Annotated in this window: 22 protein-coding genes; 17 read left to right on the forward strand and 5 right to left on the reverse strand. The window is 44.7% G+C overall.

Going from position 1 to position 24,263, the window contains the following annotated elements; all coding sequences use genetic code 11:
- Positions 1 to 47: 47 nt before the first annotated feature.
- Genes WMO28_RS06685 through queA form a run of 8 tightly spaced genes read left to right on the forward strand, consistent with a single transcriptional unit; the run spans position 48 to position 4,787 of the window.
- Positions 48 to 218 (forward strand): hypothetical protein, encoded by a 171-nt coding sequence (locus tag WMO28_RS06685; RefSeq protein WP_349056460.1) that lies wholly within the window; start codon positions 48 to 50, stop codon positions 216 to 218.
- The gene (gene ylxM, locus WMO28_RS06690; protein WP_226843841.1) at positions 184 to 507 is read left to right on the forward strand and encodes a YlxM family DNA-binding protein; all 324 of its coding nucleotides are present in this window, start codon (positions 184 to 186) and stop codon (positions 505 to 507) included. Before WMO28_RS06685 ends, ylxM begins: the two co-directional genes overlap by 35 nt.
- A gap of 3 nt (positions 508 to 510) precedes the next feature.
- The gene (gene ffh / locus WMO28_RS06695; RefSeq protein ID WP_349056461.1) at positions 511 to 1,863 is read left to right on the forward strand and encodes a signal recognition particle protein; all 1,353 of its coding nucleotides are present in this window, start codon (positions 511 to 513) and stop codon (positions 1,861 to 1,863) included.
- 45 nt (positions 1,864 to 1,908) lie between these two features.
- On the forward strand, positions 1,909 to 2,154 hold the full coding sequence (rpsP, locus tag WMO28_RS06700) for a 30S ribosomal protein S16 (protein ID WP_349056462.1): 246 nt from the start codon (positions 1,909 to 1,911) through the stop codon (positions 2,152 to 2,154).
- 54 nt (positions 2,155 to 2,208) lie between these two features.
- Positions 2,209 to 2,439 carry a KH domain-containing protein gene (locus WMO28_RS06705; RefSeq protein ID WP_349056463.1) on the forward strand — a complete coding sequence of 77 codons (231 nt, stop codon included), beginning with the start codon at positions 2,209 to 2,211 and terminating at the stop codon, positions 2,437 to 2,439.
- 60 nt (positions 2,440 to 2,499) lie between these two features.
- Positions 2,500 to 3,006, forward strand: a complete 507-nt coding sequence (gene rimM, locus WMO28_RS06710; RefSeq protein WP_349056464.1) for a ribosome maturation factor RimM — start codon at positions 2,500 to 2,502, stop codon at positions 3,004 to 3,006.
- Positions 3,007 to 3,759 (forward strand): tRNA (guanosine(37)-N1)-methyltransferase TrmD, encoded by a 753-nt coding sequence (trmD, locus tag WMO28_RS06715; RefSeq protein ID WP_349056465.1) that lies wholly within the window; start codon positions 3,007 to 3,009, stop codon positions 3,757 to 3,759. It begins immediately after the preceding gene.
- A gap of 2 nt (positions 3,760 to 3,761) precedes the next feature.
- A complete protein-coding gene (queA, locus tag WMO28_RS06720; RefSeq protein ID WP_349056466.1) occupies positions 3,762 to 4,787 on the forward strand; it encodes a tRNA preQ1(34) S-adenosylmethionine ribosyltransferase-isomerase QueA in 1,026 nt (341 codons plus the stop codon).
- Positions 4,788 to 4,862: 75 nt separating this feature from the next.
- Here the strand turns inward: queA and WMO28_RS06725 are convergent, their stop codons facing one another.
- Positions 4,863 to 6,113, reverse strand: a complete 1,251-nt coding sequence (locus tag WMO28_RS06725) for a CapA family protein (protein ID WP_435376054.1) — start codon at positions 6,111 to 6,113, stop codon at positions 4,863 to 4,865.
- A gap of 425 nt (positions 6,114 to 6,538) precedes the next feature.
- Between WMO28_RS06725 and WMO28_RS06730 the strand changes: the two genes are divergently transcribed.
- Both WMO28_RS06730 and WMO28_RS06735 read left to right on the forward strand, forming a co-directional pair.
- Positions 6,539 to 7,384 (forward strand): deoxyribonuclease IV, encoded by an 846-nt coding sequence (locus WMO28_RS06730; protein WP_178644934.1) that lies wholly within the window; start codon positions 6,539 to 6,541, stop codon positions 7,382 to 7,384.
- A 3-nt stretch (positions 7,385 to 7,387) separates the two neighbouring features.
- On the forward strand, positions 7,388 to 7,933 hold the full coding sequence (locus WMO28_RS06735; protein WP_349056468.1) for a hypothetical protein: 546 nt from the start codon (positions 7,388 to 7,390) through the stop codon (positions 7,931 to 7,933).
- A gap of 70 nt (positions 7,934 to 8,003) precedes the next feature.
- On the opposite strand, the gene WMO28_RS06740 is transcribed toward WMO28_RS06735, so the two are convergent.
- From WMO28_RS06740 to WMO28_RS06750, 3 genes are all read right to left on the reverse strand, one after another.
- Positions 8,004 to 8,990, reverse strand: a complete 987-nt coding sequence (locus WMO28_RS06740) for an NAD(P)-dependent oxidoreductase (RefSeq protein ID WP_178644938.1) — start codon at positions 8,988 to 8,990, stop codon at positions 8,004 to 8,006.
- A gap of 84 nt (positions 8,991 to 9,074) precedes the next feature.
- Positions 9,075 to 10,349, reverse strand: coding sequence for a 3-phosphoshikimate 1-carboxyvinyltransferase (aroA, locus tag WMO28_RS06745; protein ID WP_349056469.1), 1,275 nt, complete (start codon positions 10,347 to 10,349; stop codon positions 9,075 to 9,077).
- Between the two features lie 103 nt (positions 10,350 to 10,452).
- On the reverse strand, positions 10,453 to 11,544 hold the full coding sequence (locus tag WMO28_RS06750) for a prephenate dehydrogenase (RefSeq protein WP_349056471.1): 1,092 nt from the start codon (positions 11,542 to 11,544) through the stop codon (positions 10,453 to 10,455).
- A gap of 201 nt (positions 11,545 to 11,745) precedes the next feature.
- Here WMO28_RS06750 and WMO28_RS06755 point away from each other — a divergent pair, with 201 nt between their 5' ends.
- The 6 genes from WMO28_RS06755 (at position 11,746) to WMO28_RS06780 (ending at position 19,949) form a co-directional block, all read left to right on the forward strand.
- Positions 11,746 to 12,468, forward strand: a complete 723-nt coding sequence (locus tag WMO28_RS06755; protein ID WP_349056472.1) for a phosphatase — start codon at positions 11,746 to 11,748, stop codon at positions 12,466 to 12,468.
- Positions 12,469 to 12,675: 207 nt separating this feature from the next.
- Positions 12,676 to 14,766 carry an elongation factor G gene (locus WMO28_RS06760; RefSeq protein WP_349056473.1) on the forward strand — a complete coding sequence of 697 codons (2,091 nt, stop codon included), beginning with the start codon at positions 12,676 to 12,678 and terminating at the stop codon, positions 14,764 to 14,766.
- 112 nt (positions 14,767 to 14,878) lie between these two features.
- Entirely contained in the window at positions 14,879 to 15,049 is a 171-nt protein-coding gene (locus tag WMO28_RS06765) for a chorismate--pyruvate lyase (RefSeq protein ID WP_119239745.1), read from the forward strand.
- Positions 15,046 to 16,053: a substrate-binding domain-containing protein gene (locus tag WMO28_RS06770; RefSeq protein ID WP_178773770.1), complete on the forward strand. Its 1,008-nt coding sequence runs from the start codon at positions 15,046 to 15,048 to the stop codon at positions 16,051 to 16,053. The genes WMO28_RS06765 and WMO28_RS06770 overlap by 4 nt, the downstream gene beginning before the upstream one ends.
- Before the next feature lie 219 nt (positions 16,054 to 16,272).
- Positions 16,273 to 17,961, forward strand: a complete 1,689-nt coding sequence (locus tag WMO28_RS06775; protein WP_296048741.1) for a glycoside hydrolase family 13 protein — start codon at positions 16,273 to 16,275, stop codon at positions 17,959 to 17,961.
- A complete protein-coding gene (locus WMO28_RS06780; protein WP_226843851.1) occupies positions 17,958 to 19,949 on the forward strand; it encodes a glycoside hydrolase family 31 protein in 1,992 nt (663 codons plus the stop codon). The genes WMO28_RS06775 and WMO28_RS06780 overlap by 4 nt, the downstream gene beginning before the upstream one ends.
- A gap of 220 nt (positions 19,950 to 20,169) precedes the next feature.
- On the opposite strand, the gene WMO28_RS06785 is transcribed toward WMO28_RS06780, so the two are convergent.
- Positions 20,170 to 21,399, reverse strand: a complete 1,230-nt coding sequence (locus WMO28_RS06785) for a dicarboxylate/amino acid:cation symporter (protein ID WP_349056475.1) — start codon at positions 21,397 to 21,399, stop codon at positions 20,170 to 20,172.
- A gap of 251 nt (positions 21,400 to 21,650) precedes the next feature.
- Here WMO28_RS06785 and leuS point away from each other — a divergent pair, with 251 nt between their 5' ends.
- Positions 21,651 to 24,071, forward strand: coding sequence for a leucine--tRNA ligase (gene leuS / locus WMO28_RS06790; RefSeq protein ID WP_349056476.1), 2,421 nt, complete (start codon positions 21,651 to 21,653; stop codon positions 24,069 to 24,071).
- Positions 24,072 to 24,263 lie beyond the last annotated feature (192 nt).

Genomic DNA, 24,263 nt, shown 5'->3' on the forward strand with positions numbered 1-24,263 from the left:
CCCTATATAATAAGAAGAAACAGAAATAAAACAGGTCGGAAAGATCAGTGGCAGCCGGAAATCAGGTGCTGCCAGGTGATTTTTCCGGCTTTTTTGCAGATTTTTTTCAAAAAAAATATTTTGTAAAGCAAAAACGCTTGACAGGCATGGCGGAATCGTGTATGATAGCCAAGGTGATTACAGATGGAGAAATTTGTAGAGCAGACTTTTTTATTTGATTTTTATGGAGAGCTTCTGACAGAGAGGCAGCGACAGGTGTACACCAGTGTTGTGTTTGAGGATTATTCCTTAAGTGAGGTTGCCGAGGAACTTGGCATCAGCAGACAGGGTGTGCATGATATGATCAGACGGTGCAATCGGACGTTGGAAGAATACGAGGAGAAGCTCCATCTGGTCGAGAAATTCCTGAACATCCGCAGTCAGGTCATGGAGATTCATGAACTGGCAGGTAACTACCACGCCGAAGATATTGCGGCGATTTCCAAAGTGATATTAGAGGAGTTATGATCAATGGCATTTGAGAGTTTAACAGATAAACTGCAGAATGTATTTAAGAAGCTTAAGGGCAAGGGACGTCTGACTGAGGCCGATGTCAAGGTTGCGCTCAAGGAAGTTAAGATGGCGCTTCTTGAAGCCGATGTTAACTTCAAGGTCGTTAAGCAGTTTACGAAATCCGTTCAGGAAAAGGCCATCGGACAGGATGTTATGAACGGACTGAATCCGGGACAGATGGTTATCAAGATCGTTAATGACGAGCTGGTAAACCTGATGGGAAGTGAGACAACAGAGCTTCCGATTAAACAGGGTAATGACCTTACTGTTCTTATGATGGTTGGTCTTCAGGGTGCAGGTAAGACAACAACAGTTGCCAAGCTTGCCGGCAAGCTGAAATCCAAGGGAAAGAGACCACTGCTTGTGGCCTGTGATGTTTACCGTCCCGCAGCGATCACACAGTTGCAGGTAAATGGTGAGAAGCAGGGCGTTGAGGTCTTTTCCATGGGAGATAAGCAGAATCCCGTGGATATTGCGAAAGCAGCGATCGAGCATGCGAAATCCAATCAGCAGAATGTTGTGATGATCGATACTGCAGGTCGTCTTCATATTGATGAGGACATGATGCAGGAGCTTGAGAACATCAAGGCGAATGTGAATGTGGATGCAACAGTGCTTGTTGTTGATGCCATGACGGGACAGGATGCGGTAAATGTAGCGCAGAACTTTTCTGATAAGGTTGGTATTGACGGTGTGATCCTGACGAAGATGGATGGTGATACACGAGGCGGAGCTGCGCTTTCCATTAAGGCAGTAACAGGTAAACCGATCTTCTATGTTGGTATGGGCGAGAAGCTTTCAGATCTGGAGCAGTTTTATCCGGAGCGTATGGCTTCCAGAATCCTTGGCATGGGCGATGTGATGAGTCTGATCGAGAAGGTGGAAGCCTCTGTGGATCAGGAGCAGGCACAGGAGATGCAGAAGAAGCTGAAGAAGATGGATTTCGACTTCAACGATTATCTCACCAGCATGGAGCAGATGAACAAGATGGGCGGTATCTCCAGAATCCTGAACATGCTTCCTGGAATGGGCGGTAAGATGAAGGACATCGAGGGCATGATCGATGAGAAAGCAATGGATCGAACCAAATCGATCATCCTTTCCATGACAGCACAGGAGAGAAGCAATCCGAATATTCTGAACATATCACGTAAGAACCGTATTGCCAGAGGTGCGGGCGTGGATATCACAGAAGTGAATCGACTTGTGAAGCAGTTTGAGCAGAGCAAGAAGATGATGAAACAAATGCCGGGGCTGGCAGGCGGCAAGATGAATATGGGAAAAAGAGGCGGCTTTAAGCTTCCCTTTTAAATAAAAAAATATAAATTTTCAGAAAGATAATTGGAGGAAAACAAAATGGCAGTAAAGATCAGATTAAGAAGAATGGGACAGAAGAAAGCACCTTTCTATAGAATCGTAGTAGCAGATTCCCGCTGCAAACGTGACGGAAGATGTATCGAGGAGATCGGAACATACGATCCGAACCTTGATCCAAGCGTATACAAGATTGACGAAGAGGCAGCTAAGAAATGGCTTGCAGCTGGTGCTCAGCCTACAGAAGTAGTTGCTAAGCTTCTTAAACTTGCCGGAATCGAGAAATAATACCTGGCAGATCAGATCTGCGGGGTCCGTAAGGGCAGAGCAAGGAGGTATGTAATGAAACAACTTGTAGAAGTAATTGCAAAATCTCTTGTTGAAAATCCGGATGAAGTAGTCGTTACAGAGACTGAGAAAGACGATGCTATCATTGTTGAACTGAAAGTCGGACCTGCCGATATGGGTAAGGTCATCGGAAGACAGGGAAGAATCGCAAAGGCGATCCGTACCGTCGTAAAAGCGGCTTCTTCAAAAAGCAGCAAAAAAGTGATTGTAGATATTCTGCAATGAAAAAAGAGACAGGAGCTGTGGATTCCATGGCTCCTGTTTTTACTCTGAAAGGGAGCGAAAATGGAAGATTTATTAAAAGTAGGAGTTATTACAACAACTCATGGCGTTCGTGGTGAAGTGAAGGTTTTTCCGACCACAGATGACGCGGAGCGTTTTCTTGATATCGAATATGTGCTTCTGGATACAGGCCGAGAGCTTCGCAGACTGAATATACAGCATGTGAAATTTTTTAAGAATCTTGCGATCCTGAAGTTTGAAGGCATTGATAATATCAATGATATTGAAATGTACAAGGGTCGTGACCTGTGGATTCCGCGTGAAGAAGCTCAGGAGCTTGGCGAGGATGAATATTATGTGGCAGACTTGATCGGAATGGATGTACTTCTGGAGAACGGGGAGAAATTCGGAGTGATCCGTGATGTGATGGAGACAGGTGCCAATGATGTATATGTGGTAGAACGTGTGAATGGGGAGGAAATCCTTCTTCCGGCGATCCATGACTGTATCCTCGATGTCAATGTGGAAGAAAATATCATGACTGTGCATTTGATGAAAGGGCTTGTTTAAATGAATTATCATGTACTTACGCTTTTTCCGGAAATGATCGAGAACGGAATGAATACGAGTATTACGGGCCGTGCCATTGCGAAGGGACTTTTGTCACTGGAGGCTGTTAATATCCGGGATTTTGCGTTTAATAAGCATCAGAAGGTAGATGATTATCCTTATGGTGGCGGAGCGGGAATGCTGATGCAGGCGGAGCCTGTGTACCTGTCCTATGAGTCTATTGTGAACCGTATTGGCAGGAAGCCTCGCGTGATCTTTCTTACTCCCCAGGGAAAAACCTTCAACCAGGATATGGCGAAGGAATTTGCACTGGAGGAGGATCTGGTATTCCTCTGCGGACATTACGAGGGAATTGATGAGCGTGTTCTGGAAGAAATCGTGACGGATTATGTTTCCATTGGTGACTATGTACTTACCGGTGGGGAACTTCCGGCTATGGTGATGATGGATTCGATTTCCAGGATGGTACCAGGTGTTCTGAATAATCAGGAGTCCGGCGAGACAGAGTCCTTTTCCGGAAATCTTCTGGAATATCCGCAGTACAGCCGCCCGGAGGAATGGCATGGAAAAAAAGTTCCGGAGGTGCTGCTTTCCGGACATCATGCGAACGTGGATAAATGGCGGCGGGAACAGTCGATCATCCGCACAGCCAAATGGAGACCGGATCTTTTGAAAAAGGCTGACCTGACAAATAAGGAATGGAATGAGATCCGCAGACTCCGCAAACAGTGGAAAGAGGAAGTGGAAAAATAATTATGAAAACATCAGATTTTTATTATGACCTGCCGCAGGAGCTGATCGCTCAGGATCCGCTGGAGGACAGAAGTTCTTCCAGACTGATGCATCTGTCTCTGAAGGATGGAAGCATCGAGCATCGTCATTTTACAGATATACTGGATTATCTTCATAAGGGAGACTGCCTTGTGATCAATGATACAAAGGTTATTCCTGCGCGTCTTTATGGTCATAAGGAGGAGACAGGAGCTCTGATCGAGATTCTTCTTCTGAAACGCCGGGAGAATGATATCTGGGAGTGCCTTGTGAAGCCGGGCAAAAAAGCGCGTCCTGGTGCCAAGATTACATTTGGCGACGGAATCTTAAAAGGCGAGATCATTGATATCGTAGATGAAGGCAACCGTCTTATTCAGTTTCATTATGAGGGGATTTTTGAGGAGATTCTGGATCAGCTTGGAGAGATGCCTCTGCCTCCGTATATCACCCATAAACTGAAGGATAAGAACCGTTATCAGACGGTATATGCCAAGAATGAAGGATCTGCAGCTGCACCTACAGCGGGACTGCATTTTACTCCGGAGCTTCTTGAAAAAGTGAAGGAGATGGGGGTAAATATCGCCCATGTAACTCTTCATGTAGGACTTGGAACTTTCCGCCCGGTGAAGGTTGATGATGTAGAGAAGCATCATATGCACTCTGAATTTTATATTGTGGAAGAAGATCAGGCGAAGCTGATCAATGACACGAAGAAGAATGGCGGAAGGGTGATTTCCGTAGGTACGACAAGCTGCCGTACACTGGAGTCGGCAACCGGAGAGGACGGAATTGTGAAGGCCGGAAGTGGCTGGACGGAGATTTTTATCTATCCTGGATATAAGTTCAAAGCCATTGACGGATTGATCACAAACTTCCATCTGCCGGAATCCACACTTCTTATGCTGGTTTCCGCACTCGCAGGTAAGGAACATATCATGGCAGCTTATGAGGAGGCTGTGAAAGAGAAGTATCGGTTCTTTAGTTTTGGCGATGCCATGATGATCGAATAAAAAATATATATAAATTAAAAAACCAGAAAAGTTCTCAATATTGAACTTTTCTGGTTTTTGCTTTATTATAACAATTTATTCTTCACTACCATCTGAAAAAGCAGAATCTTCAGAAGAAGTATCGCTTTCACTGCCGGTATCTTCTTCAGAGGTACTGTCTGAGATATCAGCACCAGAATCAGCAGAAGCCCCGTCAGAGCTTCCGGAAGTGGAACTGTCAGTACCGGAGGATGAAGAATCCGCGGCCGGAATGGCAGCACTGCGTTCTTCGATCTTTGCCTTGATGCGGGTGGCTTCATCGCCGGTTGTCGGAGTAGGCTGGTAATTATTATAGCCGTCTGCAGAGGAAATAGAGCAGGGGATAATGTTCGTCACATTATCTGCCTGAACACCTTCTGAGGTGATCGTAAAGATCTGCTGGAAGATCATGGTATCCATATCGCTTGGAGAGCTGTTTCCACCAAAGCAGAAATTACCGAGACTATAAACGATATTTTTTCCCTTGTATGTCTCAATTCCCTGAAGAACATGCGGATGATGGCCACATACCAGGTCGGCACCCTCGTCAATAGCCAGACGGCCAAGTGTCATCTGATTGGAGTCCGGAACAGTTTCTGTTTCATTACCCCAGTGGAAGATTACAATAATGAGCTCTGCACCGTCTTTTTTCACCTTAGCGATATTATCCTTGAGCTGCTGCTCGCGTCCCAGGTGATCATTTAATTCATAAATTCCCACAAGACCAACCTTGATACCTTTCACATCCATAACAGCGGTATCGTCATAACCGAAATGAGTGATCTTTGCATCATCAAGAGCTTTCAGGGTATCGGTATAGCTCTGTTCACCGTAATCGTGGCTGTGGTTGTTGGCGGTGTTTACGGCTTCCACAGAACCGCTGGTGAGGATCTGAGCATACTCGGCAGGAGCTTTAAATGCAAAAGTCTTGTCTTCACGTGCATCGGAATCTGTAAGAGTTCCCTCAAAATTGGCAATGGTCAGATCATCAGCCTCGAAGATGCTTTTTACATTTTTGAAAAAATAATCCTTGCCATTGTTATCGTAGTAGGCATTAAGACTCGTGTCATAATCAAAAGTCTCATCTGTACCAAGCGTGCAGTCACCTACAACACTGACCGTAAGAGAAACGGGATCCTTTGGAAGCTCTTCAGCAGCAGCTTCCTTTGCCTTTTTTGCTTCGGCCTCTGCCTGAGCTTTCTGAAGTGCAGCAGCTTCAGCCGCTTTTCTGGAAGAAATACAGGCACGTGCGGAAAAAATGATAACAAGAAGCAGTACAATCAGGATTCCGCCACCCGCAAGCATCATCTTCTGGCGGCGTACCTGCTGGTATCTGGAAGTGCCGGAAATTGCTTTTTTACGGGATGCGGCAGAGCTGTGAGCAGATGAGGAGGGCCGGCGGTTTGCTCCGGAAACTTCCTTTCGGGATGCTGCGGAGGAAGTGCGCTGGCGGCGGGTATTATTCTGTTTGGAGTGCTGCTGCCTGGCTTCTCTTGCACGAAGTGCCTCCTTTCGCGCCTGTTCGGGATCATGGCCATGAGGCGGCCGTCTTCGATTATCGTTGGACATACTAATTCTCCTTCATATGTAAAGATACATTTATTATAGAAAGAATTGGAAATAATGTAAAGAAAGAATACCGGACTTTTCAGCAAAAAAAGTTTTTGTTATAATGAATGAAGCAGTCAGTGCAGGACTGTCGGAAATAAAAATTACAGGGAGATCATAAAGAAATGCTATTATATATTGGAAATCATACAAGTTCGTCCAAAGGTTATTCAGCCATGGGACGCCAGATGTTAAAAAACGGAGGAAACACTTTCGCATTTTTTACCAGAAATCCACGCGGTGGTAAGGCGAAAGAGATTGATCCCGCAGATGTGGAGAAATTCCTTGAACTTGCCAGGGAGAATCATTTCGGGAAACTTGTAGCACATGCGCCTTATACAATGAATGCCTGCGCAGCGAAAGAAAACCTGAGAGATTTTGCCAGAGAGATCATGGTGGATGATCTGAAGCGTATGGAATATACACCGGGGAATTATTATAATTTTCATCCGGGAAGTCATGTAGGACAGGGAACGGAAACAGGAATTATAAAGATCGCAGAAATTCTGAATGAGGTTCTTACAGAGGAGCAGAGTACAACGGTGCTTCTGGAGACCATGTCGGGAAAAGGCTCAGAGGTTGGAGCGACTTTTGAAGAGCTGAGGGAGATCATTGATCGCGTAGAGAAAAAAGACAAGCTGGGTGTTTGCATGGATACCTGTCATGTATGGGACGGTGGCTATGATATTGTGAATGATCTGGATGGTGTGCTGAATGAGTTTGACCGGGTGATCGGTCTTTCCCGTTTGAAAGCAGTTCATCTTAATGACAGTATGAATGGGCTGGGAAGCCATAAGGACCGCCATGCGAAGATCGGCGAAGGCGAGATCGGACTGGATGCGCTTGTGAAAGTGGTGTGTCATCCGGCATTGGAGGGGATTCCCTTTATTCTGGAGACACCGAATGATGATGAGGGATGGAAAAGAGAAATTGCACTTTTGAGAGAACGATATGCCATGAAAGGAGATTGATTCATGAGAAAGTTTAAATTTTTTCTTTTAGCAATAAGCGGAGCTGCAGTGCTGGTGCTGGGTGGCTGCAAGGAGAAGGAACAGTACGATGAGACTGCATTTCAGGAGGATCTGGAACCACTGACAGGGGATGAGCTGGAAGCTATGGATGAGGACAGTGACGATGAAATGACAATGGTGGACGGAGACGAACTGGAGGCAGCAGGGGATTCGACTGCTTCAGCAGAAAAAGAGAATGAAAACAGTACGGATAGCAGTTCTGCAGATGCAGAAGAAGATACTGCAGGGACGAAGAAGCTGGACGAAAAAGGCACTTATACGGATAAAGATGATATAGCCCAGTATATTTATGAATATGGTCATGTACCATCCAATCTCAGCGCAGAGACTTATGATAATGCAGACAAGATGCTTTCTGTTGAAGATGGAGTTACCTATCAGCAATGTAAACTGGATGCAGACGGCAAAAAGAAAATGATTTTTACTCAGGATGGAAAACGCGTCTATTATACAGAAGATGATGGAGAAACTTTTGAGGAGATCTATTAAAAGAATATTCGGCTAAAATGACAGCCGGGAAACCGATGAGATATAAAAGGTTTCCCGGCTGCTGTTCTGTTTACTGAACCCGATTTTTAAGCTCTTCGCCATTCATGAATGCACGGGCATTTTCCAGTGTTGTCTCGGCGATATTGGTAAGCGCCTCCACTGTGAAAAATCCCTGATGAGAAGTCATTGTCACATTAGGGAAGGACAGAAGACGCTGGATGGTAGAAGTCGGAAGAATGTTGCCGGACATATCTTCGTACACGTAAGCAGATTCCTCTTCATATACATCCAGACCGACTGCAAAAAACTTATGATCGCGGATACCTGCGATCAGATCATCGGTTTTGATCAGACCGCCTCTGGAGGTATTTACAAGAATCACACCATCTTTCATTCTGGAAATAGTATCAGAGTTGATCAGATGCTTTGTTTCCGGTGTCATAGGACAATGCAGACTGATCAGATCACTGCTGGAAAGAAGTTCGTCTAGGGAGACATATTCCAGAAAATCAAGATCCTTATTCGGATACAGGTCGTAAGCGATCACACGCATGCCAAAACCGCGGCAGATCTTTGCCATAGCCTGGCCGATTTTTCCGGTACCGATGATACCGGCTGTTTTCTGATAGAAGTTTACGCCCATAAGACCATTCAGTGCAAAATTATTTTCACGGCATTTGATATAGGCCTTGTGTGTATGACGGTTGGCAGTCAGTGCAAGTGCCATGGCATGCTCTGCGACAGCTTCTGGAGAATAACCCGGGACACGCACGACCTGGATACCACATCTATCCGTTGTTTCCAGATCTACATTGTTATAGCCTGCACAGCGCATCAGGATCAGCTTAACACCCTGACGGTGGAGCTCTTCGATCACCGGTGCACCAAGATCTGCATTTACAAAAGCACAGATAGCATCATAGCCATGTGCAAGAGCAGCAGTCTCTTCGTGAATGTTTGCTTCAATGAATTTGATCTCAATACCTGGATAGGATGGAAGCAGCTTTTCAAAAAATTCCTTATCGTAGTTCTTGGTGTCATAAAATAAAATTCTCATAATAGTTGCTCCTCTCTGGAAATATTATTTTCGGACAAATGATACCATAATGGTATAAATCTGGAAAGGGGCAAAATAGATTTTTTATTCAGCAAGGCTGTAGAGATCGGAATAAAATTCCGGATAGGAGATGTTGACACATTCTCCGTTCTTAATAGTAAGCGGTCCGTCGCAGAGAAGTCCGGCAACTGCGAAAGACATGGCAACACGGTGATCCAGGTGGGAATCGATCTCTGCGCCGTGAAGCGGTTTTCCACCGTGAATGATCATACCATCTTCCGTTGCCTGGATATCGACACCCATTTGCTGAAGATTCTCAGTCATAACCTGGATACGGTCAGATTCCTTGACGCGAAGTTCCTTTGCATCCCGGATCACAGTAGTTCCCTCTGCAAAAGCGGCCATAACCGCGATCATCGGAAGCTCATCGATGAGGGTCGGAATGATTGCACCCTCCACAGTGGTTCCGTGCAGGGAAGAGGAACGGATCAGGAGATCAGCAGTAGGCTCGCCGTCCGTTGTTTCGTTAAGAAGTGTAATATCAGCGCCCATAGCCTTGCATACGCGGAGAATGCCGTCACGAGTCGGATTGGTTCCTACGTTTTTGAGAAGGATCTCACTGTCTGGAACAAGAAGTCCTGCTGCGATAAAATATGCAGCTGAAGAAATATCTCCCGGAACAAGAACCTCGCGTCCGTAGAGGGATGGATCCGGTATGACGGAAGCAGTTGTTCCTTCTGATGTTACATCTGCTCCGAAATAATTCAGCATGATCTCTGTATGATTTCTGGAAAGAACCGGCTCTGTTACGCTTGTGATGCCATCAGAATACATTCCGGCAAGAAGAACGCAGGACTTCACCTGAGCGGATGCTACCGGTGAATTATAGTGGATGGCATGAAGCTTTTTCCCGGAGATCCGAAGTGGCGCACAGTCATTTCCGCTCACACTTACGATATCAGCACCCATCTGAGAAAGCGGTGTCATGATTCGTTTCATGGGACGTTTCTGGATGGAAGCATCGCCGGTAAGCTGGGAGAAAAAATCCTGGCCTGCAAGGATACCGGAGATCAGTCGTGTGGTGGTTCCGCTGTTTCCTACGTCAAGAATATCAGAGGGTGCGGTGAGACCGTGGAGCCCTTTTCCGTGCACAAGGATCTCGCCGTTGGTATTCTCGATATCAATGCCCATTTTTTGGAAACAGGAAATGGTGGAGAGACAGTCAGCTCCCTCCAGGAAATTAGTGATGCGTGTGGTTCCCTCGGCAAGAGAGCCGAACATGACTGCACGATGGGAGATGGATTTATCTCCGGGGATGGCAAGAGAACCTCTTAATCGTTTTGCTTTTTTTATTTCCATGATAATACCTGCCTGTAATATTTATTTAACGAATAAACTGCGAAGCAGCTATCCGGTTATGAAATGACGGAAAATAACACCTGTCCGTCCTGGTATAGATCTGTCAGCGCTCGCAGATCTTGTAGTTGCGCTTGCGGAGAAGAATTCTGGCCTGTTCCAGCGCATCATCTGTATAAAATTCAATCTTCAGAACACCATCTTCGAATTCACGGTTATGAATGATACCGATATTTTTGATGCTGACTTTTTCCGTTGCGAGGATCGTTGCGATCGTTGCGATCGCACCGGCCTCATCTGCTACATCAATGAAAAGAACGTAGGAACGTGGAATCAGACTGTTGTCTATGATGTCGATGGAATCACGGTAATCCTTGGAGCTTGCGAACATATCAAAAATATTGTCGGCTTCCTTGTTATCGATGGAGCAGCGGATCTGAATCAGCATACGGATAAATTCATCCAGAACACTGGAGATATTTTTCTGGTTTTCCAGACATATCTGTTCCCACATGATCGGAGAGGAGGATGCGATACGAGTGATATCACGGAACCCTCCTGCTGCGATCATCTTCATATACTGTGCATCATTGTCCAGGAAATTTACGAGGTTGACAAGCGCAGATGCTACGATATGAGGCAGATGGCTGACCCCGGCTGTAATAAAATCGTGTTCTTCGGCAGTGATCACCAGCGGAATGGCACCGAGAGAGGAGATCATTTCAGTAAAATCCGAAATTCTTTCCAGGGGAGCCTCGCCGCCCGGTGTGATAATATAGTAAGCATTTTCCAGAAGGTGATCGCTGGAATTGGAAAAGCCGCTGCGCTCGGAACCGGCCATCGGATGTCCGCCGATGAATTTGCTGTCGAGACCGAGTTCGGTTACCTTTTCATGGATGATACTCTTGACACTTCCTACATCTGTAAGGATACAGTTATCGCCAAGTGAATCCTTGATCTTTTCCATGTATTCTATGTTGAATTCTACGGGTGCACAGAGAAAAATATAATCGCAGTTGCAAAAACGCTCATCTTCGATGTCGCACACGCCGTCTATGATATTACTGCTTACTGCCTCAGCCAGAGCATCCCGGTCTGTATCAAAAGCAAGCAGATGATAATCCGGATGAAATTTGCGGATGGTTCTGGCGATGGAACCGCCGATCAGTCCAAGACCGATAAAACCTATGGTTTTCATATTACTTCAGAGTCCTTTCAGGTTACTTTTTACTTTCGTTCTTTAATAATGTAAATCATTAGTGTGAACTATCTCCCATTGTAAAAGAAAGTACCAAAAAAGTCAATAAATGTATGAAAAGAGATACCAAGGAAAAATACTTGAGAAAACTTAGATTCCGGAAGTATAATGAACAAAAAGAAGAAAGAGGAGATTTTTATTATGAAATACCAGTCAGTAATGGATCTGCACACACATACAGTTGCCAGCGGACATGCCTACTGTTCACTTCGGGAGATGGCAAAGACAGCAGCGGATAAAGGGCTTGAGCTTCTGGGAATTACGGAGCATGCCCCCAAGATGCCGGGAACCTGCCATAAATTTTATTTCAATAATCTGAAGGTCGTTCCCAGAGAATTATACGGAATTCAGCTTCTGCTGGGCTCAGAGGTAAATATTCTGGATGCGGACGGCAGAGTGGATCTGGAGGAAAAAACTCTGAAACAGATGGATGTGGTCGTTGCAAGTCTGCATGTTCCGTGTATCAAATCAGGCAGCAGGCAGGAGAATACCCAGAGCTATATCAATGCCATGAAGAATCCGTATATTAACATCATCGGACATCCGGACGACGGAAGATATGAAGTAGATTATGAGGCACTGGTACAGGGCGCGAAAGAATACGGCAAGGTTCTGGAGCTGAACAATCATTCCATGGAGCCAGACTGTAACCGTGAGAACGCAGTAGAGAATGATACGATCATGCTCAATTACTGCAAAAAATATCAGGTCCCTGTGATCATGGACAGTGATGCACATTTTGATCTTCTGATCGGAGAATTTGACCTGGCAAGAGAGCTTTTGACGAAGCTGGATTTTCCGGAGGAGCTTGTGCTGAATCGGTCGGTGGAGTCTGTAAAAAAATACGTGAACCGGAAGCTATAAATGTTGAAATCATCCTGAGAAACGGTAAATAGCGGAAAATTATAAGAAATCAGATGCTTTTCATATGTACTGCGACGAATTGACGGTTTGTTAAAAAACTTTCTGAAAAAAAGTTGTCAAAATTGAATAAAATACTTGAAATTTGCATGGAAATTTAGTAAAATGTGAACATATTAAACAAGCAAGACAAACAGGGAGGTATTACATATGGACGTTTTCAGAACAGACCGAATCAGAAATGTAGTCCTATTAGGTCATGGTGGCGCAGGCAAGACAACATTGGCTGAGGCAATGGCTTATCTGGCAGGTATGACCAGCAGACTCGGACGTGTTGAGGATGGCAATACTGTCAGCGATTATGACAAGGAAGAAATAAAGAGACATTTTTCCATCACAACTTCTCTGATCCCTGTACCGTGGGATAAGATGAAGGTGAATGTGCTGGATACTCCCGGATACTTCGACTTTGTAGGAGAGGTTGAGGAGGCAGTCAGTGCAGCAGATGCAGCGATCATCGTTGTTTCCGGTAAGGCCGGTGTTCAGGTAGGAACACAGAAGGCATGGAATCTCTGCGAGAAATATAAGCTTCCTCGTATGATCTTTGTCACAGATATGGATGTAGATGATGTCAGCTATCGTGAGGTCGTGGAACAGCTGACAGAGCTCTACGGCAAGAGAATCGCTCCGCTTCATTTCCCGATCCGTGAGGATGGCAAGTTTGTAGGTTATGTCAATGTTGTGAAACAGGCCGGAAGAAGATACATTGACAAGGCCGGTAAGGAAGAATGCCCGGTTCCTGATTATCTTACCGAATATCTTGAGAAATATCATGAAACTCTGATGGAGTCTGTTGCAGAGACAAGTGAAGAATTTATGGACCGCTATTTTGAGGGAGATACTTTCTCCGTAGCAGAGGTTTCCGCAGCGATCGCAACGAATGTACAGGACGGAAGCATTGTTCCTGTATGCATGGGCTCTCCTGTGAATCTTCGAGGCGTATCCAATCTCCTGGATGATATCTGTGGATACTTCCCAAGTCCGAGTGGACGTTCCTGCAATGGTATCGCCCAGAAAACCAATGAGATCTTTGAGGCGAACTATGATTTTGCCAAGACGAAATCTGCCTATGTATGGAAGACTATAGCAGATCCGTTCCTTGGTAAATATTCTCTTATCAAGGTATGCTCCGGTGTTCTGAAATCCGATGATACACTTCTCAATGTTGAGAAGGGAACAGAAGAGCGTGTGAACAAGCTTTATGTACTGGAAGGCTCCAAGCCAATCGAAGTACCGGAGCTTTTTGCAGGTGATATTGGTGCCATTGCCAAGCTTGGCAGTGTACAGACGGGTGACAGCCTTGCAACCAAGGCTACGCCGATCCTTTATCCGAAGGCTCTGCTTTCCACTCCATATACATATAAGAGATTTAAGGCAGTGAAGAAAGGCGATGAGGATAAGATCGCACAGTCTCTTGCCAAGATGATGACAGAAGATAAGACTCTTAAAGTTGTCAATGACAGTGCCAACCGTCAGAGCCTGCTTTATGGTATGGGTGACCAGCATCTTGATATTGTTGTCAGCAAGTTGAAAGAACGTTACAAAGTTGATGTAGAGCTTTCCAAACCGAAGGTTCCGTTCCGCGAGACGATCCGCAAGAATTCCGATGTAGAAGGCAAGCATAAGAAACAGTCCGGCGGACACGGACAGTATGGTCATGTTAAGATGCGTTTTGAGGCATCCGGTGATCTGGACACTCCTTATGTATTTGAGCAGGTAGTTGTGGGTGGTGCAGTTCCGAAGAATTATTTCCCGGCTGTTGAGAAAGGACTTCAGGAATGCGTTCAGAAAGGACCTCTGGCTGCATATCCGGTAGTTGGTGTGAAAGCTACACTCTATGATGGATCCTATCATCCGGTAGATTCCTCTGAGATGGCATTTAAGATGGCAACGATCCTTGCCTTCAAGAAGGGCTTTATGGATGCTTCGCCTGTACTTCTTGAGCCGATCATCTCCATGAAGGTGATTGTTCCGGATAAATACACAGGTGATGTTATGGGCGATCTCAACAAGAGACGTGGACGTGTTCTGGGAATGAATCCAGATCATGAAGGCAATACCATTATCGAGGCAGATGTTCCATTGCTTGAGATCTATGGATATTCCACAGTGCTCCGTTCCATGACAGGCGGAAGCGGAGATTTCTCCTATGAGTTTGCACGTTATGAACAGGCTCCGAATGATATTCAGGAGAAAGAGATCGCAGCACGTGCAAGTAAGGTCGACGGCGCTGACGAATAAAAAGGTACAGACAATTATCTTATGGGGGTAGGATAAAGAGTTGACAGGCTGCAGCATTTGCTGTAGCCTGTTTTTAACTGAATATATTAAAAGAAAGAGAGAGGATAAAATAATGCTGGTATGTGATTATATCGTAAAACAGATTGACGGAGATTACGCTCATCTTCAGCGCGTGGATCAGACGGAAGAAGAATTGAAAGTCGTTGCAAGAGCACTGCTGCCTGCCGAGATCTATGAGGGCTGTGAGCTTCATTATGAGCTGATGCAGTATTCAATGAAATGATAAGGCTGCAGGATATCGCGGATATGGCAGGGGTCAGCCGTACAACCGTATCCAATGTGATAAATGGAAATACGAAACGGGTTTCGCAGAGTACCATTGACCGGATCACAGCGATCCTGAAAGAGAAGAATTATGTTCCTCACATGGGATCTGTGATGCTTTCCGGACACGGATCAAGGATCATCGGAGTAGTTCTCGGTTTTTCCTTTATCCATGGTATGCAGTCTCTGCAGGATTCATTTGTGGGAGAGATCACCGGAACGCTGCAGGTGGAAGCGGAAAACAGAGGCTACTACATTATGCTCATTGGTGGGGAAAAGATCGATAATGTGGTAGATATGGCATCCCGCTGGAATGTGGAAGGCCTAATCATTATAGGATATAACGAAGAACAGTATCACCAGCTTTCCAGAAAGATGAATAAAAAGATGGTATTGATCGATGCCTATCCGAAAGGCGAATATAGCTTTCAAAATGTAGGAGTAGATGATTATTCCGGAGGATATCAGATCGGGGAATATCTGTATTCCTGTGGATACCACCGGGCGCTTTTTATTGCGGAGACAGAAGAGGACAGTGATTATGCCAGGTGGCTTGGATTTAAACAGGCAATGGAAAGAAATGGCGGCTTCTGCAGTCGTTCCCGTTATGTGGTGGTTCCCCAGGAACCCCGGCGCAGACTGAAAAAATATGAAGAGCTGCTGCCACATTTTCTGGAGACAAAGGCACTGGCATTTTCTTCTGATTACACAGCTGTGGAAGCTATCAATTATTTTACAGACAGAGGAATCAGGATTCCGGATCAGATTTCCATTACCGGCTTTGATGATAATTTTTATGCGCAGATCGTCAGGCCAAAGCTGACCACCATTCATCAGGATGTTCATCAGAAAGCAGTTCTTGCCTTACGGAAGCTGCTTCTTATGGCAGAGGGAAAGGAACCTGCCAAAAAAAATGTAAAAAGCCCTGTCTGGCTTGTAAAGAGAGATTCTGTAAAAGAGTAGCAGGATCTCTTTTTTTATTTTGTGACGACTTTTCCTGGGACATCATCGGGATACGGTGGAAATTCTTTTACCGGACAGTAGTGACTTATTGTTAAAACTGCATAAAAAAAACAGAAAAGTTTGGCAAAAATTTAAGTTTCACGAGAAACCTGTTGATTTTAAAGGGCGGATAGGATATGCTGATTTCAGGATTAAACAGAAAAAAGGAGGCCGTTTACCATGAAAAAAAACTGGTGGAAAGAAAGCGTGGTATATCAGATTTATCCGAGAAGTTTTAAGGACAGCAACGGAGACGGAATTGGTGATATTCCCGGAATTATAGAAAAACTGGACTATCTGAAGGAGCTGGGAGTAAATGTTCTCTGGATCTCACCCATGCTGGAATCCCCGCAGGATGACAATGGCTATGATATTTCCGATTACCGCAGGATCTATAATGAATATGGAACCATGGAGGATTATGAAAAGCTTCTTGAGGAAGCACATAAACGTGGCATTAAGATCCTCATGGATCTGGTCGTAAACCATACTTCTGATGAACACAACTGGTTTATTGAAAGCAGGAAGTCCAAAGATAATCCTTACAGGGATTACTATATCTGGCGGAATCCGGTCAATGGAAAAGAACCAAATAACTGGGGAAGCGCATTTGGAGGACCTGCATGGGAGTATGATCCTAAGACAGAGATGTATTACCTTCACCTGTTTTCCAGAAAGCAGCCGGATCTGAACTGGGAAAACGAAAAGGTCCGTCAGGAAGTTTACGATATGATGAATTTCTGGTGTGAAAAAGGAATCGATGGTTTCCGAATGGACGTGATCAGTATGATCTCCAAGGATCAGTCATATCCGGATGGTGAAATGAACGGAGGATTATACGGTGATTTCGGTCCTTACTGCGTCCATGGCCCGAGGATCCATGAGTTTCTCCAGGAAATGAACAGAGAAGTTTTATCCAGATATGATGTGATGACAGTTGGAGAAACCTCTGGTGTGACTATCGAAGAGGCACAGAAATATGCAGGTGAGGACAGAAATGAGCTGAACATGGTGTTCCAGTTTGAGCATGTAGATGGCCAGGGATCAGAACATGGTAAATGGACTACCGAGAAATACGATTTCCGGGAATTTAAAAAGGTTATGATCAAATGGCAGGAAGAGCTTGCTGGAAAAGCATGGAACAGTCTGTTTCTTGGAAATCATGACCAGCCAAGAAGTGTTTCCAGATTTGGAAATGATAATCCTGCATACAGGGAAACTTCAGCCAAGATGCTGGCAACCTGCCTTCATATGATGCAGGGAACTCCTTATGTTTATCAGGGAGAAGAGCTTGGAATGACCAACGCTTATTTTACAGAGCTTAAGGATTACCGGGATATCGAGAGCATTCAGTATTTCCATGAATATACAGAAGCCGGTATTTATACACCGGAATACATGATGAAGTGCCTGATGCTGAGAGGACGTGACAATGCCAGAACACCGATGCAGTGGGAGGATTCCCATCAGGCCGGCTTTACGGAGGGAACGCCATGGATCAGGGTAAACTCCAATTATAAGGAGATCAATGCTAAACAGCAGCTTTCGGATCCGGATTCCATTTTCCACTATTATCAGAAGCTGATCCGTTTAAGAAAAGAAAAACCGGTGATTGTTTACGGCGCTTTTGAGGCACTTTACAGAGATCACGAACAGATTTTTGCGTATACCAGAACACTTGAAGGAGAGAAACTTCTTACAGTCTGCAATTTCAGCGAACATGTGGCAGAAATGGAAATTCCGGAAGAATTTCAGAAAAATGCCAAATGCCTGATCACCAATCTCGGAAGAGAGGATTTTGGGGAGAAAGTGACCCTGAAACCTTATGAGGCATTTGTTCTTTACAGAAATCAGGAGGATGAAAAATGATTAAAAAATATGTATATGGAGAGCCTTTTGAGACTGAGGCACTGACAGAAAAGATTGAAACAGCAGAAGGAAGACCAGGGTATGGAGAAATCTGTACAGATAATGGATTTTCATTTACATATATCATGGATGAAGAGGATATCGTTTACGGACTGGGGGAATCCAACCGTGGCATCAACAAGAGGGGATTCATTTACACCAGTAACTGTACCGATGACCCGGAGCATACAGAGGATAAACATTCCCTGTATGGTGCACATAATCTTATCATTGTGTCAGGAAAAGAAACCTTTGGAATGTTCTTCGACTATCCGGCAGCAATTACCTTTGACATTGGCTATACCAGAATGGATACCATGAAGGTAACCTGCGAAAATGCAGACCTGAAGCTTTATGTGATCGAGGGAGAGAGTCCCTATGATATTGTAAAGCAGTTCCGTCATGTGATCGGAAGAAGCTATATCCCGCCGAAATTTGCCTTTGGCTTTGGACAGAGCAGATGGGGCTATACTACAAAAGAAGATTTCAGGAAGGTTGCAGCCGGGTATCGTGAAAATCATATTCCTATTGATATGATCTATATGGATATTGATTATATGCAGTCTTATAAGGACTTTACATTAAACGAAGAGAATTTTCAGGATTTTCCGGAGTTTGTGAAGGAACTGAAGGATCAGGATATCCGTCTGATTCCTATCATTGATGCCGGTGTCAAGGTAGAGCCGGGATACGATGTTTATGAGGAGGGTGTTAAAAACCGTTACTTCTGCCAGAGAGAGGACGGCAGTGATTTTGTGGCTGCTGTATGGCCGGGAGATACCCATTTTCCGGATGTGCTGAACAAAGATGCCAGAAAGTGGTTCGGTGATAAATACCGTTTCCTGATCGAAAAAGGAATCGATGGTTTCTGGAATGATATGAACGAGCCGGCGATCTTCTATTCCACAGAGGGAATGAAAGAGGTTAAAGAGCTTGCCGGGGAATTTGCAAAAGATACGGAGGGAAAGATCCATATCTGGGAGATGCAGGATGCGCTTCGTGGTGCTGCAAATAATCCGGAAGATTATAGGAGATTTTATCATAATGTAGATGGCAAAAAGATCCGCCATGACAAAGTCCATAACCTGTTTGGCTATAATATGACCAGAGCAGCAGGAGAGGCTTTTGAACGGATCGATCCGGAAAAACGTTTTCTGATGTTTTCCAGATCATCCTATATTGGTATGCATCGTTACGGTGGAATCTGGACCGGCGATAATAAATCCTGGTGGGCTCATATCCTTCTGAACCTGAAGATGATGCCGTCTCTGAATATGTGTGGTTTCCTGTATGCAGGAGCAGATCTGGGTGGATTTGGCGCAGATACTACAAGAGAACTGTTGCTTCGTTTCCTTGCACTTGGAGTATTTACACCGCTGATGCGTGATCATACAGCGATCGGTACCAGGGAGCAGGAATGCTATCAGTTTGAAAATGTGGAAGATTTCCGTCATGTGATCGGTGTAAGATATCGTCTTGTTCCATATCTTTACAGTGAGTATATGAAGGCTGCACTGAACGATGATATGTATTTCCGGCCAATGGGCTTTGTTTATCCGGAGGATAAGATTGCCGTACATGTGGAGGATCAGCTGCTGCTTGGAAATGAGATCATGATCGCTCCGGTTTATGAGCAGAATGCAAGAGGTCGTTATGTATATCTTCCGGAGGAGATGAAGTTTGTGAAATTCCTTCCGGACGGAACTATTGCGGAGGAGATCCTGGAAAAAGGTGTACATTATGTGGAAGTGGCGCTGAATGAGATTCCACTGTTTATCAGGAAGGGAAAATGTATTCCTGTTGCAGAAGCTGCGGAATGTGTGGCAGCTCTTGATACAGAAAATATGCAGCTTCTCGGATATGAAGGCGCGGAGTATACCTTATATGAGGACGATGGGGTTCATAAGGATTATGACAAAGAAGAAAATTACCGCGTCCTGAAAAAATAAAATCAGCAAAATGAAATAAAAATTTCTGTGTAACATCATTTACGTTAAACAGTATAAAAAATACAGGATGTGAACAGTTGATAAAAAATAAAGCCGTAAGTATATGTGAAAGTTTCTTAAACATATATCTTACGGCTTTTGTTATTATTACTTTACATAATATAATTTATGTAAAGTAGTCCTGCATTATGTATAAATAATACTTCAGGCAGATCTGTTTTTATACTTCTTCCTCAACCCTGATAACGTTTTTCAGTACAGAGCAGCAGGCCATATCACCGATAACATTGACGCAGGTGGCACCCATATCACAGAGGGTATTGATGCTGATGTAAACGCCCAGTACTCCGGCCGGAAGTCCTGCCATTGTAGCAAGTGCTGCGAAGGATGCAATCGCACCGCCTGGAACACCCGGTGTACCGACAGAGAGGAGAACATTTGCCAGAAGGATGATGATCATCAGGGAAACACTTACGTGGATTCTGCAGGCATTGGCAAAGAACATGATCATGAAGGACATCAGAATAGATACGGCATCCATGTTGACGGTAGCTCCCAGAGGAATGGCAATACTGGTGATCTGATTGGATACACCCATTTCTTCTTCCATACACTGCTTGCTTAATGGAATGGTAGCAGAACTTGAGCAGGTTCCGAAAGCGTTTAGTGCCGCCGGCAGGATCGCCTTCAGGAATTTGATCGGGCTCTGTTTGCCTACAAGTTTAACAGAAAGTCCGTATACAACAATGGCAAATCCGAAGAATGCGATATACAGGATAACAAGCTGTGTTGCCAGAGAGATGATAGTCTCAGTTCCATTGGCATCTACAACCGGTACGATCGTACAGAAAACACCGATCGGTGTAAAGTACATGATCGTTGTGATGATCTTCAGGCATACTTCGTTGATGGAATCAATGAGATTCAGAAACGGAGTACCTTTATCGCCGACAGCGATCAGTGTGAAACCGATGATCAACGCGAATACCAGAACCTGCAGCATATTTCCGTTGGCAAATGCGGCAATCGGATTGGATGGGATCAGATTCTTCAGTGTATCAAGAATACTGCTCATCTCTGTTGCCTGGATATCTGCGGTTGCCATTTCGAATTTAACGCCCTCTCCGAGATGAATCAGACGTGGGATGATAAGTCCGCACAGGCTGGCAAGTGCTGTTGTGCACAGAAAATAGATCATGGAAGCTGCCGTGATCTTACCGGTAGTACGGGCATTGCCAATGGAACAGATTCCGATCACGATAGAACAGAATACCATTGGGAAGATCATCATGTTCAGGGCATTCATGTAGATGCTTCCGATCAGGCTGGTCACAGTGAGGACCGGCTCAAATCTTCCTGCCAGAAAAAGTCCTGTGAGAATACCCAGGATCAGTCCTGTAAAGATCGCACCGGTAATATGCTTCCGGTACCAGGAATAAAAAGATTTCATTTGCGTGTTCCCTCCTAAAATAAATGTGTATGATATGTATAATATAGGAAAATACATGCAGGAAATTATACCACGTGAAAAAAAAAGCGTCAACAAAACAGGTCAGGATTGTCGGTTTATGCATATTTCGACGGAAAAGGGCTGTTTTTGGATTTCTGTTTGACAAATACAGCATAAGTAGTTAAAATTAAAAGCAGTGTGTGAAAGCATTAAAGTATTAATACTGAGTAATTTGTCAGGAGGAATAAAAAATGGCTGCACCTTATAACCATAGAGCGATCGAAGCGAAATGGCGTACAAACTGGGAGAAGAAACCGGTAAATGTCAACGATGGCAAGAAACCGAAATATTATTGTCTGGATATGTTCCCGTATCCGTCCGGAAACGGTCTTCATGTAGGACACTGGAGAGGCTATGTAATCTCTGATGTATGGAGCCGTTATAAAATGCTTCAGGGATATTACCTGATCCATCCGATGGGATGGGACGCTTTCGGACTTCCGGCTGAGAACTATGCGATCAAGATGGGAGTTCATCCGGCAGTATCCACAGCAGCGAACATTAAGAATATCAAACGTCAGATCAACGATATCGCAGCAATCTATGACTGGGATATGGAGGTTAACACAACAGATCCGGAATTCTATAAATGGACACAGTGGATCTTTGTAAAAATGTTCAAAGAGGGTCTTGCATATGAGAAAGAGTTTCCGATTAACTGGTGCCCTTCCTGTAAGACAGGTCTTGCAAATGAAGAGGTTGTAAACGGATGCTGCGAGCGTTGTGGTACTCCGGTTACCAAAAAGAACCTCCGTCAGTGGATGCTCCGCATCACAAAATATGCAGACAGACTTTTAAGTGATCTGGACAAGCTGGACTGGCCGGAGAAGGTTAAAAAGATGCAGACAGACTGGATCGGCAAATCCTACGGCGCAGAGGTCGATTTCCCAGTTGAGGGAAGAGAAGAGAAGATCACGGTCTATACAACAAGACCGGATACTCTTCACGGAGCAACATTCATGGTACTTGCACCGGAGCATGCTCTTGCAAAATCTCTTGCAACAGACGAGACAAGAGAGGCTGTAGAGAAATATATCTTTGATGCTTCCATGAAATCCAATGTAGACCGTCTTCAGGATAAAGAGAAGACCGGTGTGTTCACAGGTACTTATGCGATCAATCCGCTGAACGGCGAGAAGCTTCCGATCTGGCTTTCCGACTATGTTCTGGCAGATTATGGTACAGGTGCTATCATGTGTGTACCTGCTCATGATGACCGTGACTTTGAGTTCGCAAAGAAATTCGATATTCCGATCATCCAGGTTATCGCAAAAGACGGTAAAGAAATCGAGAATATGACAGAAGCTTACACAGAGGCTGCCGGAACCATGATCAACTCCGGTGAGTGGAACGGAATGGAATCCTCCGTACTGAAGAAGGAAGCACCGCATATCATCGAGAAGCTTGGCATCGGACGTAAGACTGTCAACTACAAACTGAGAGACTGGGTATTCTCCCGTCAGCGTTACTGGGGCGAGCCGATCCCGATCGTACACTGCCCGAAATGCGGTGCTGTACCGGTACCGGAGGATCAGCTTCCGTTAAGACTTCCGGAGGTAGAAAGCTATCAGCCTACAGGAACCGGAGAGTCACCTCTTGCAGCGATTGACGAGTGGGTGAATACCACATGCCCATGCTGTGGCGCTCCTGCAAAACGTGAGACAAACACCATGCCTCAGTGGGCAGGATCTTCCTGGTATTTCCTCCGTTATGTAGATAATAAGAATAATAAAGAACTGGTTTCCAAAGAAAAAGCTGACAAATATCTGCCAGTAGATATGTATATCGGTGGTGTAGAGCATGCTGTTCTTCACCTTCTGTACTCCAGATTCTACACCAAGTTCCTGTATGATATTGGAGCTATTGATTTCGATGAGCCGTTTGTCAAGCTGTTCAACCAGGGTATGATCACAGGTAAAAACGGAATCAAGATGAGTAAATCCAAAGGAAATGTTATTTCACCGGATGATCTTGTAAATGATTACGGATGTGATTCCTTACGTATGTATGAGCTGTTCGTAGGACCGCCGGAACTGGATGCAGAGTGGGATGACAGAGGAATCGATGGTGTATCCAGATTCCTGAAGCGTTTCTGGACACTGGCTCTTGACAGCATTGAGAAGGATATCCCGGCTACCAAGGAGATGGAGAAGACCCGTCATAAGATGGTATATGATATCACCAGCAGACTTGAGGCCTTCAGCCTGAATACCGTAGTGTCCGGATTTATGGAATACACAAACAAGTTGCTCGCTATCGCAAAGCAGAACGACGGTGCTGTTGATAAAGAGACTATCGAGACAGCTACCATTCTTCTTGCTCCGTTTGTTCCGCATATTGCAGAGGAGATATGGGAGAAGCTTGGACATGAGGATTCCATTTTCCATGCACAGTGGCCGGCTCACGATGAGGAGCTTATGAAGGATGATGAGATCGAGGTTCCGGTTCAGATCAACGGCAAGACCAAGGCTGTTATCAGTATTCCGGCAGAGATCTCCAAGGAGGACGCAATTGCAGAAGGAAAGAAGGCAGTTGCAGATAAGATCTCCGGAAATATCGTCAAAGAAATCTATGTACCGAAGAAGATCATCAATATCGTAGTAAAGAAATAAGATAAAAAAACACCCGAAGCAGGGCGGAAGATATTTCTGCCTCTGCCAGGGTGTTTTTTTGATAAATATCATGAAATCAGTAAGTGTGCACAAAAATAACAAATGTTATTTAGATGAAATGCCAATAATATTTAGGCATTTTAATAGATTTGCCTAAATTTTGGTCATACCAATTATATTGTCTATTGTTAT

The organism is Blautia aquisgranensis, assembly GCF_040096615.1.
GTDB lineage: Bacteria > Bacillota > Clostridia > Lachnospirales > Lachnospiraceae > Blautia_A > Blautia_A aquisgranensis.

What these genes read in the sequence shown, in the direction of transcription:
- ylxM (WP_226843841.1), top strand. Translation starts at nt 184, where the DNA reads ATGGAGAAATTTGTAGAGCAGACTTTTTTATTTGATTTTTATGGAGAG.
- ffh (WP_349056461.1), top strand. Translation starts at nt 511, where the DNA reads ATGGCATTTGAGAGTTTAACAGATAAACTGCAGAATGTATTTAAGAAG.
- rpsP (WP_349056462.1), top strand. Translation starts at nt 1,909, where the DNA reads ATGGCAGTAAAGATCAGATTAAGAAGAATGGGACAGAAGAAAGCACCT.
- WMO28_RS06705 (WP_349056463.1), top strand. Translation starts at nt 2,209, where the DNA reads ATGAAACAACTTGTAGAAGTAATTGCAAAATCTCTTGTTGAAAATCCG.
- rimM (WP_349056464.1), top strand. Translation starts at nt 2,500, where the DNA reads ATGGAAGATTTATTAAAAGTAGGAGTTATTACAACAACTCATGGCGTT.
- trmD (WP_349056465.1), top strand. Translation starts at nt 3,007, where the DNA reads ATGAATTATCATGTACTTACGCTTTTTCCGGAAATGATCGAGAACGGA.
- queA (WP_349056466.1), top strand. Translation starts at nt 3,762, where the DNA reads ATGAAAACATCAGATTTTTATTATGACCTGCCGCAGGAGCTGATCGCT.
- WMO28_RS06725 (WP_435376054.1), bottom strand. Translation starts at nt 6,113, where the DNA reads ATGATGCTTGCGGGTGGCGGAATCCTGATTGTACTGCTTCTTGTTATC.
- WMO28_RS06730 (WP_178644934.1), top strand. Translation starts at nt 6,539, where the DNA reads ATGCTATTATATATTGGAAATCATACAAGTTCGTCCAAAGGTTATTCA.
- WMO28_RS06735 (WP_349056468.1), top strand. Translation starts at nt 7,388, where the DNA reads ATGAGAAAGTTTAAATTTTTTCTTTTAGCAATAAGCGGAGCTGCAGTG.
- WMO28_RS06740 (WP_178644938.1), bottom strand. Translation starts at nt 8,990, where the DNA reads ATGAGAATTTTATTTTATGACACCAAGAACTACGATAAGGAATTTTTT.
- aroA (WP_349056469.1), bottom strand. Translation starts at nt 10,349, where the DNA reads ATGGAAATAAAAAAAGCAAAACGATTAAGAGGTTCTCTTGCCATCCCC.
- WMO28_RS06750 (WP_349056471.1), bottom strand. Translation starts at nt 11,544, where the DNA reads ATGAAAACCATAGGTTTTATCGGTCTTGGACTGATCGGCGGTTCCATC.
- WMO28_RS06755 (WP_349056472.1), top strand. Translation starts at nt 11,746, where the DNA reads ATGAAATACCAGTCAGTAATGGATCTGCACACACATACAGTTGCCAGC.
- WMO28_RS06760 (WP_349056473.1), top strand. Translation starts at nt 12,676, where the DNA reads ATGGACGTTTTCAGAACAGACCGAATCAGAAATGTAGTCCTATTAGGT.
- WMO28_RS06765 (WP_119239745.1), top strand. Translation starts at nt 14,879, where the DNA reads ATGCTGGTATGTGATTATATCGTAAAACAGATTGACGGAGATTACGCT.
- WMO28_RS06770 (WP_178773770.1), top strand. Translation starts at nt 15,046, where the DNA reads ATGATAAGGCTGCAGGATATCGCGGATATGGCAGGGGTCAGCCGTACA.
- WMO28_RS06775 (WP_296048741.1), top strand. Translation starts at nt 16,273, where the DNA reads ATGAAAAAAAACTGGTGGAAAGAAAGCGTGGTATATCAGATTTATCCG.
- WMO28_RS06780 (WP_226843851.1), top strand. Translation starts at nt 17,958, where the DNA reads ATGATTAAAAAATATGTATATGGAGAGCCTTTTGAGACTGAGGCACTG.
- WMO28_RS06785 (WP_349056475.1), bottom strand. Translation starts at nt 21,399, where the DNA reads ATGAAATCTTTTTATTCCTGGTACCGGAAGCATATTACCGGTGCGATC.
- leuS (WP_349056476.1), top strand. Translation starts at nt 21,651, where the DNA reads ATGGCTGCACCTTATAACCATAGAGCGATCGAAGCGAAATGGCGTACA.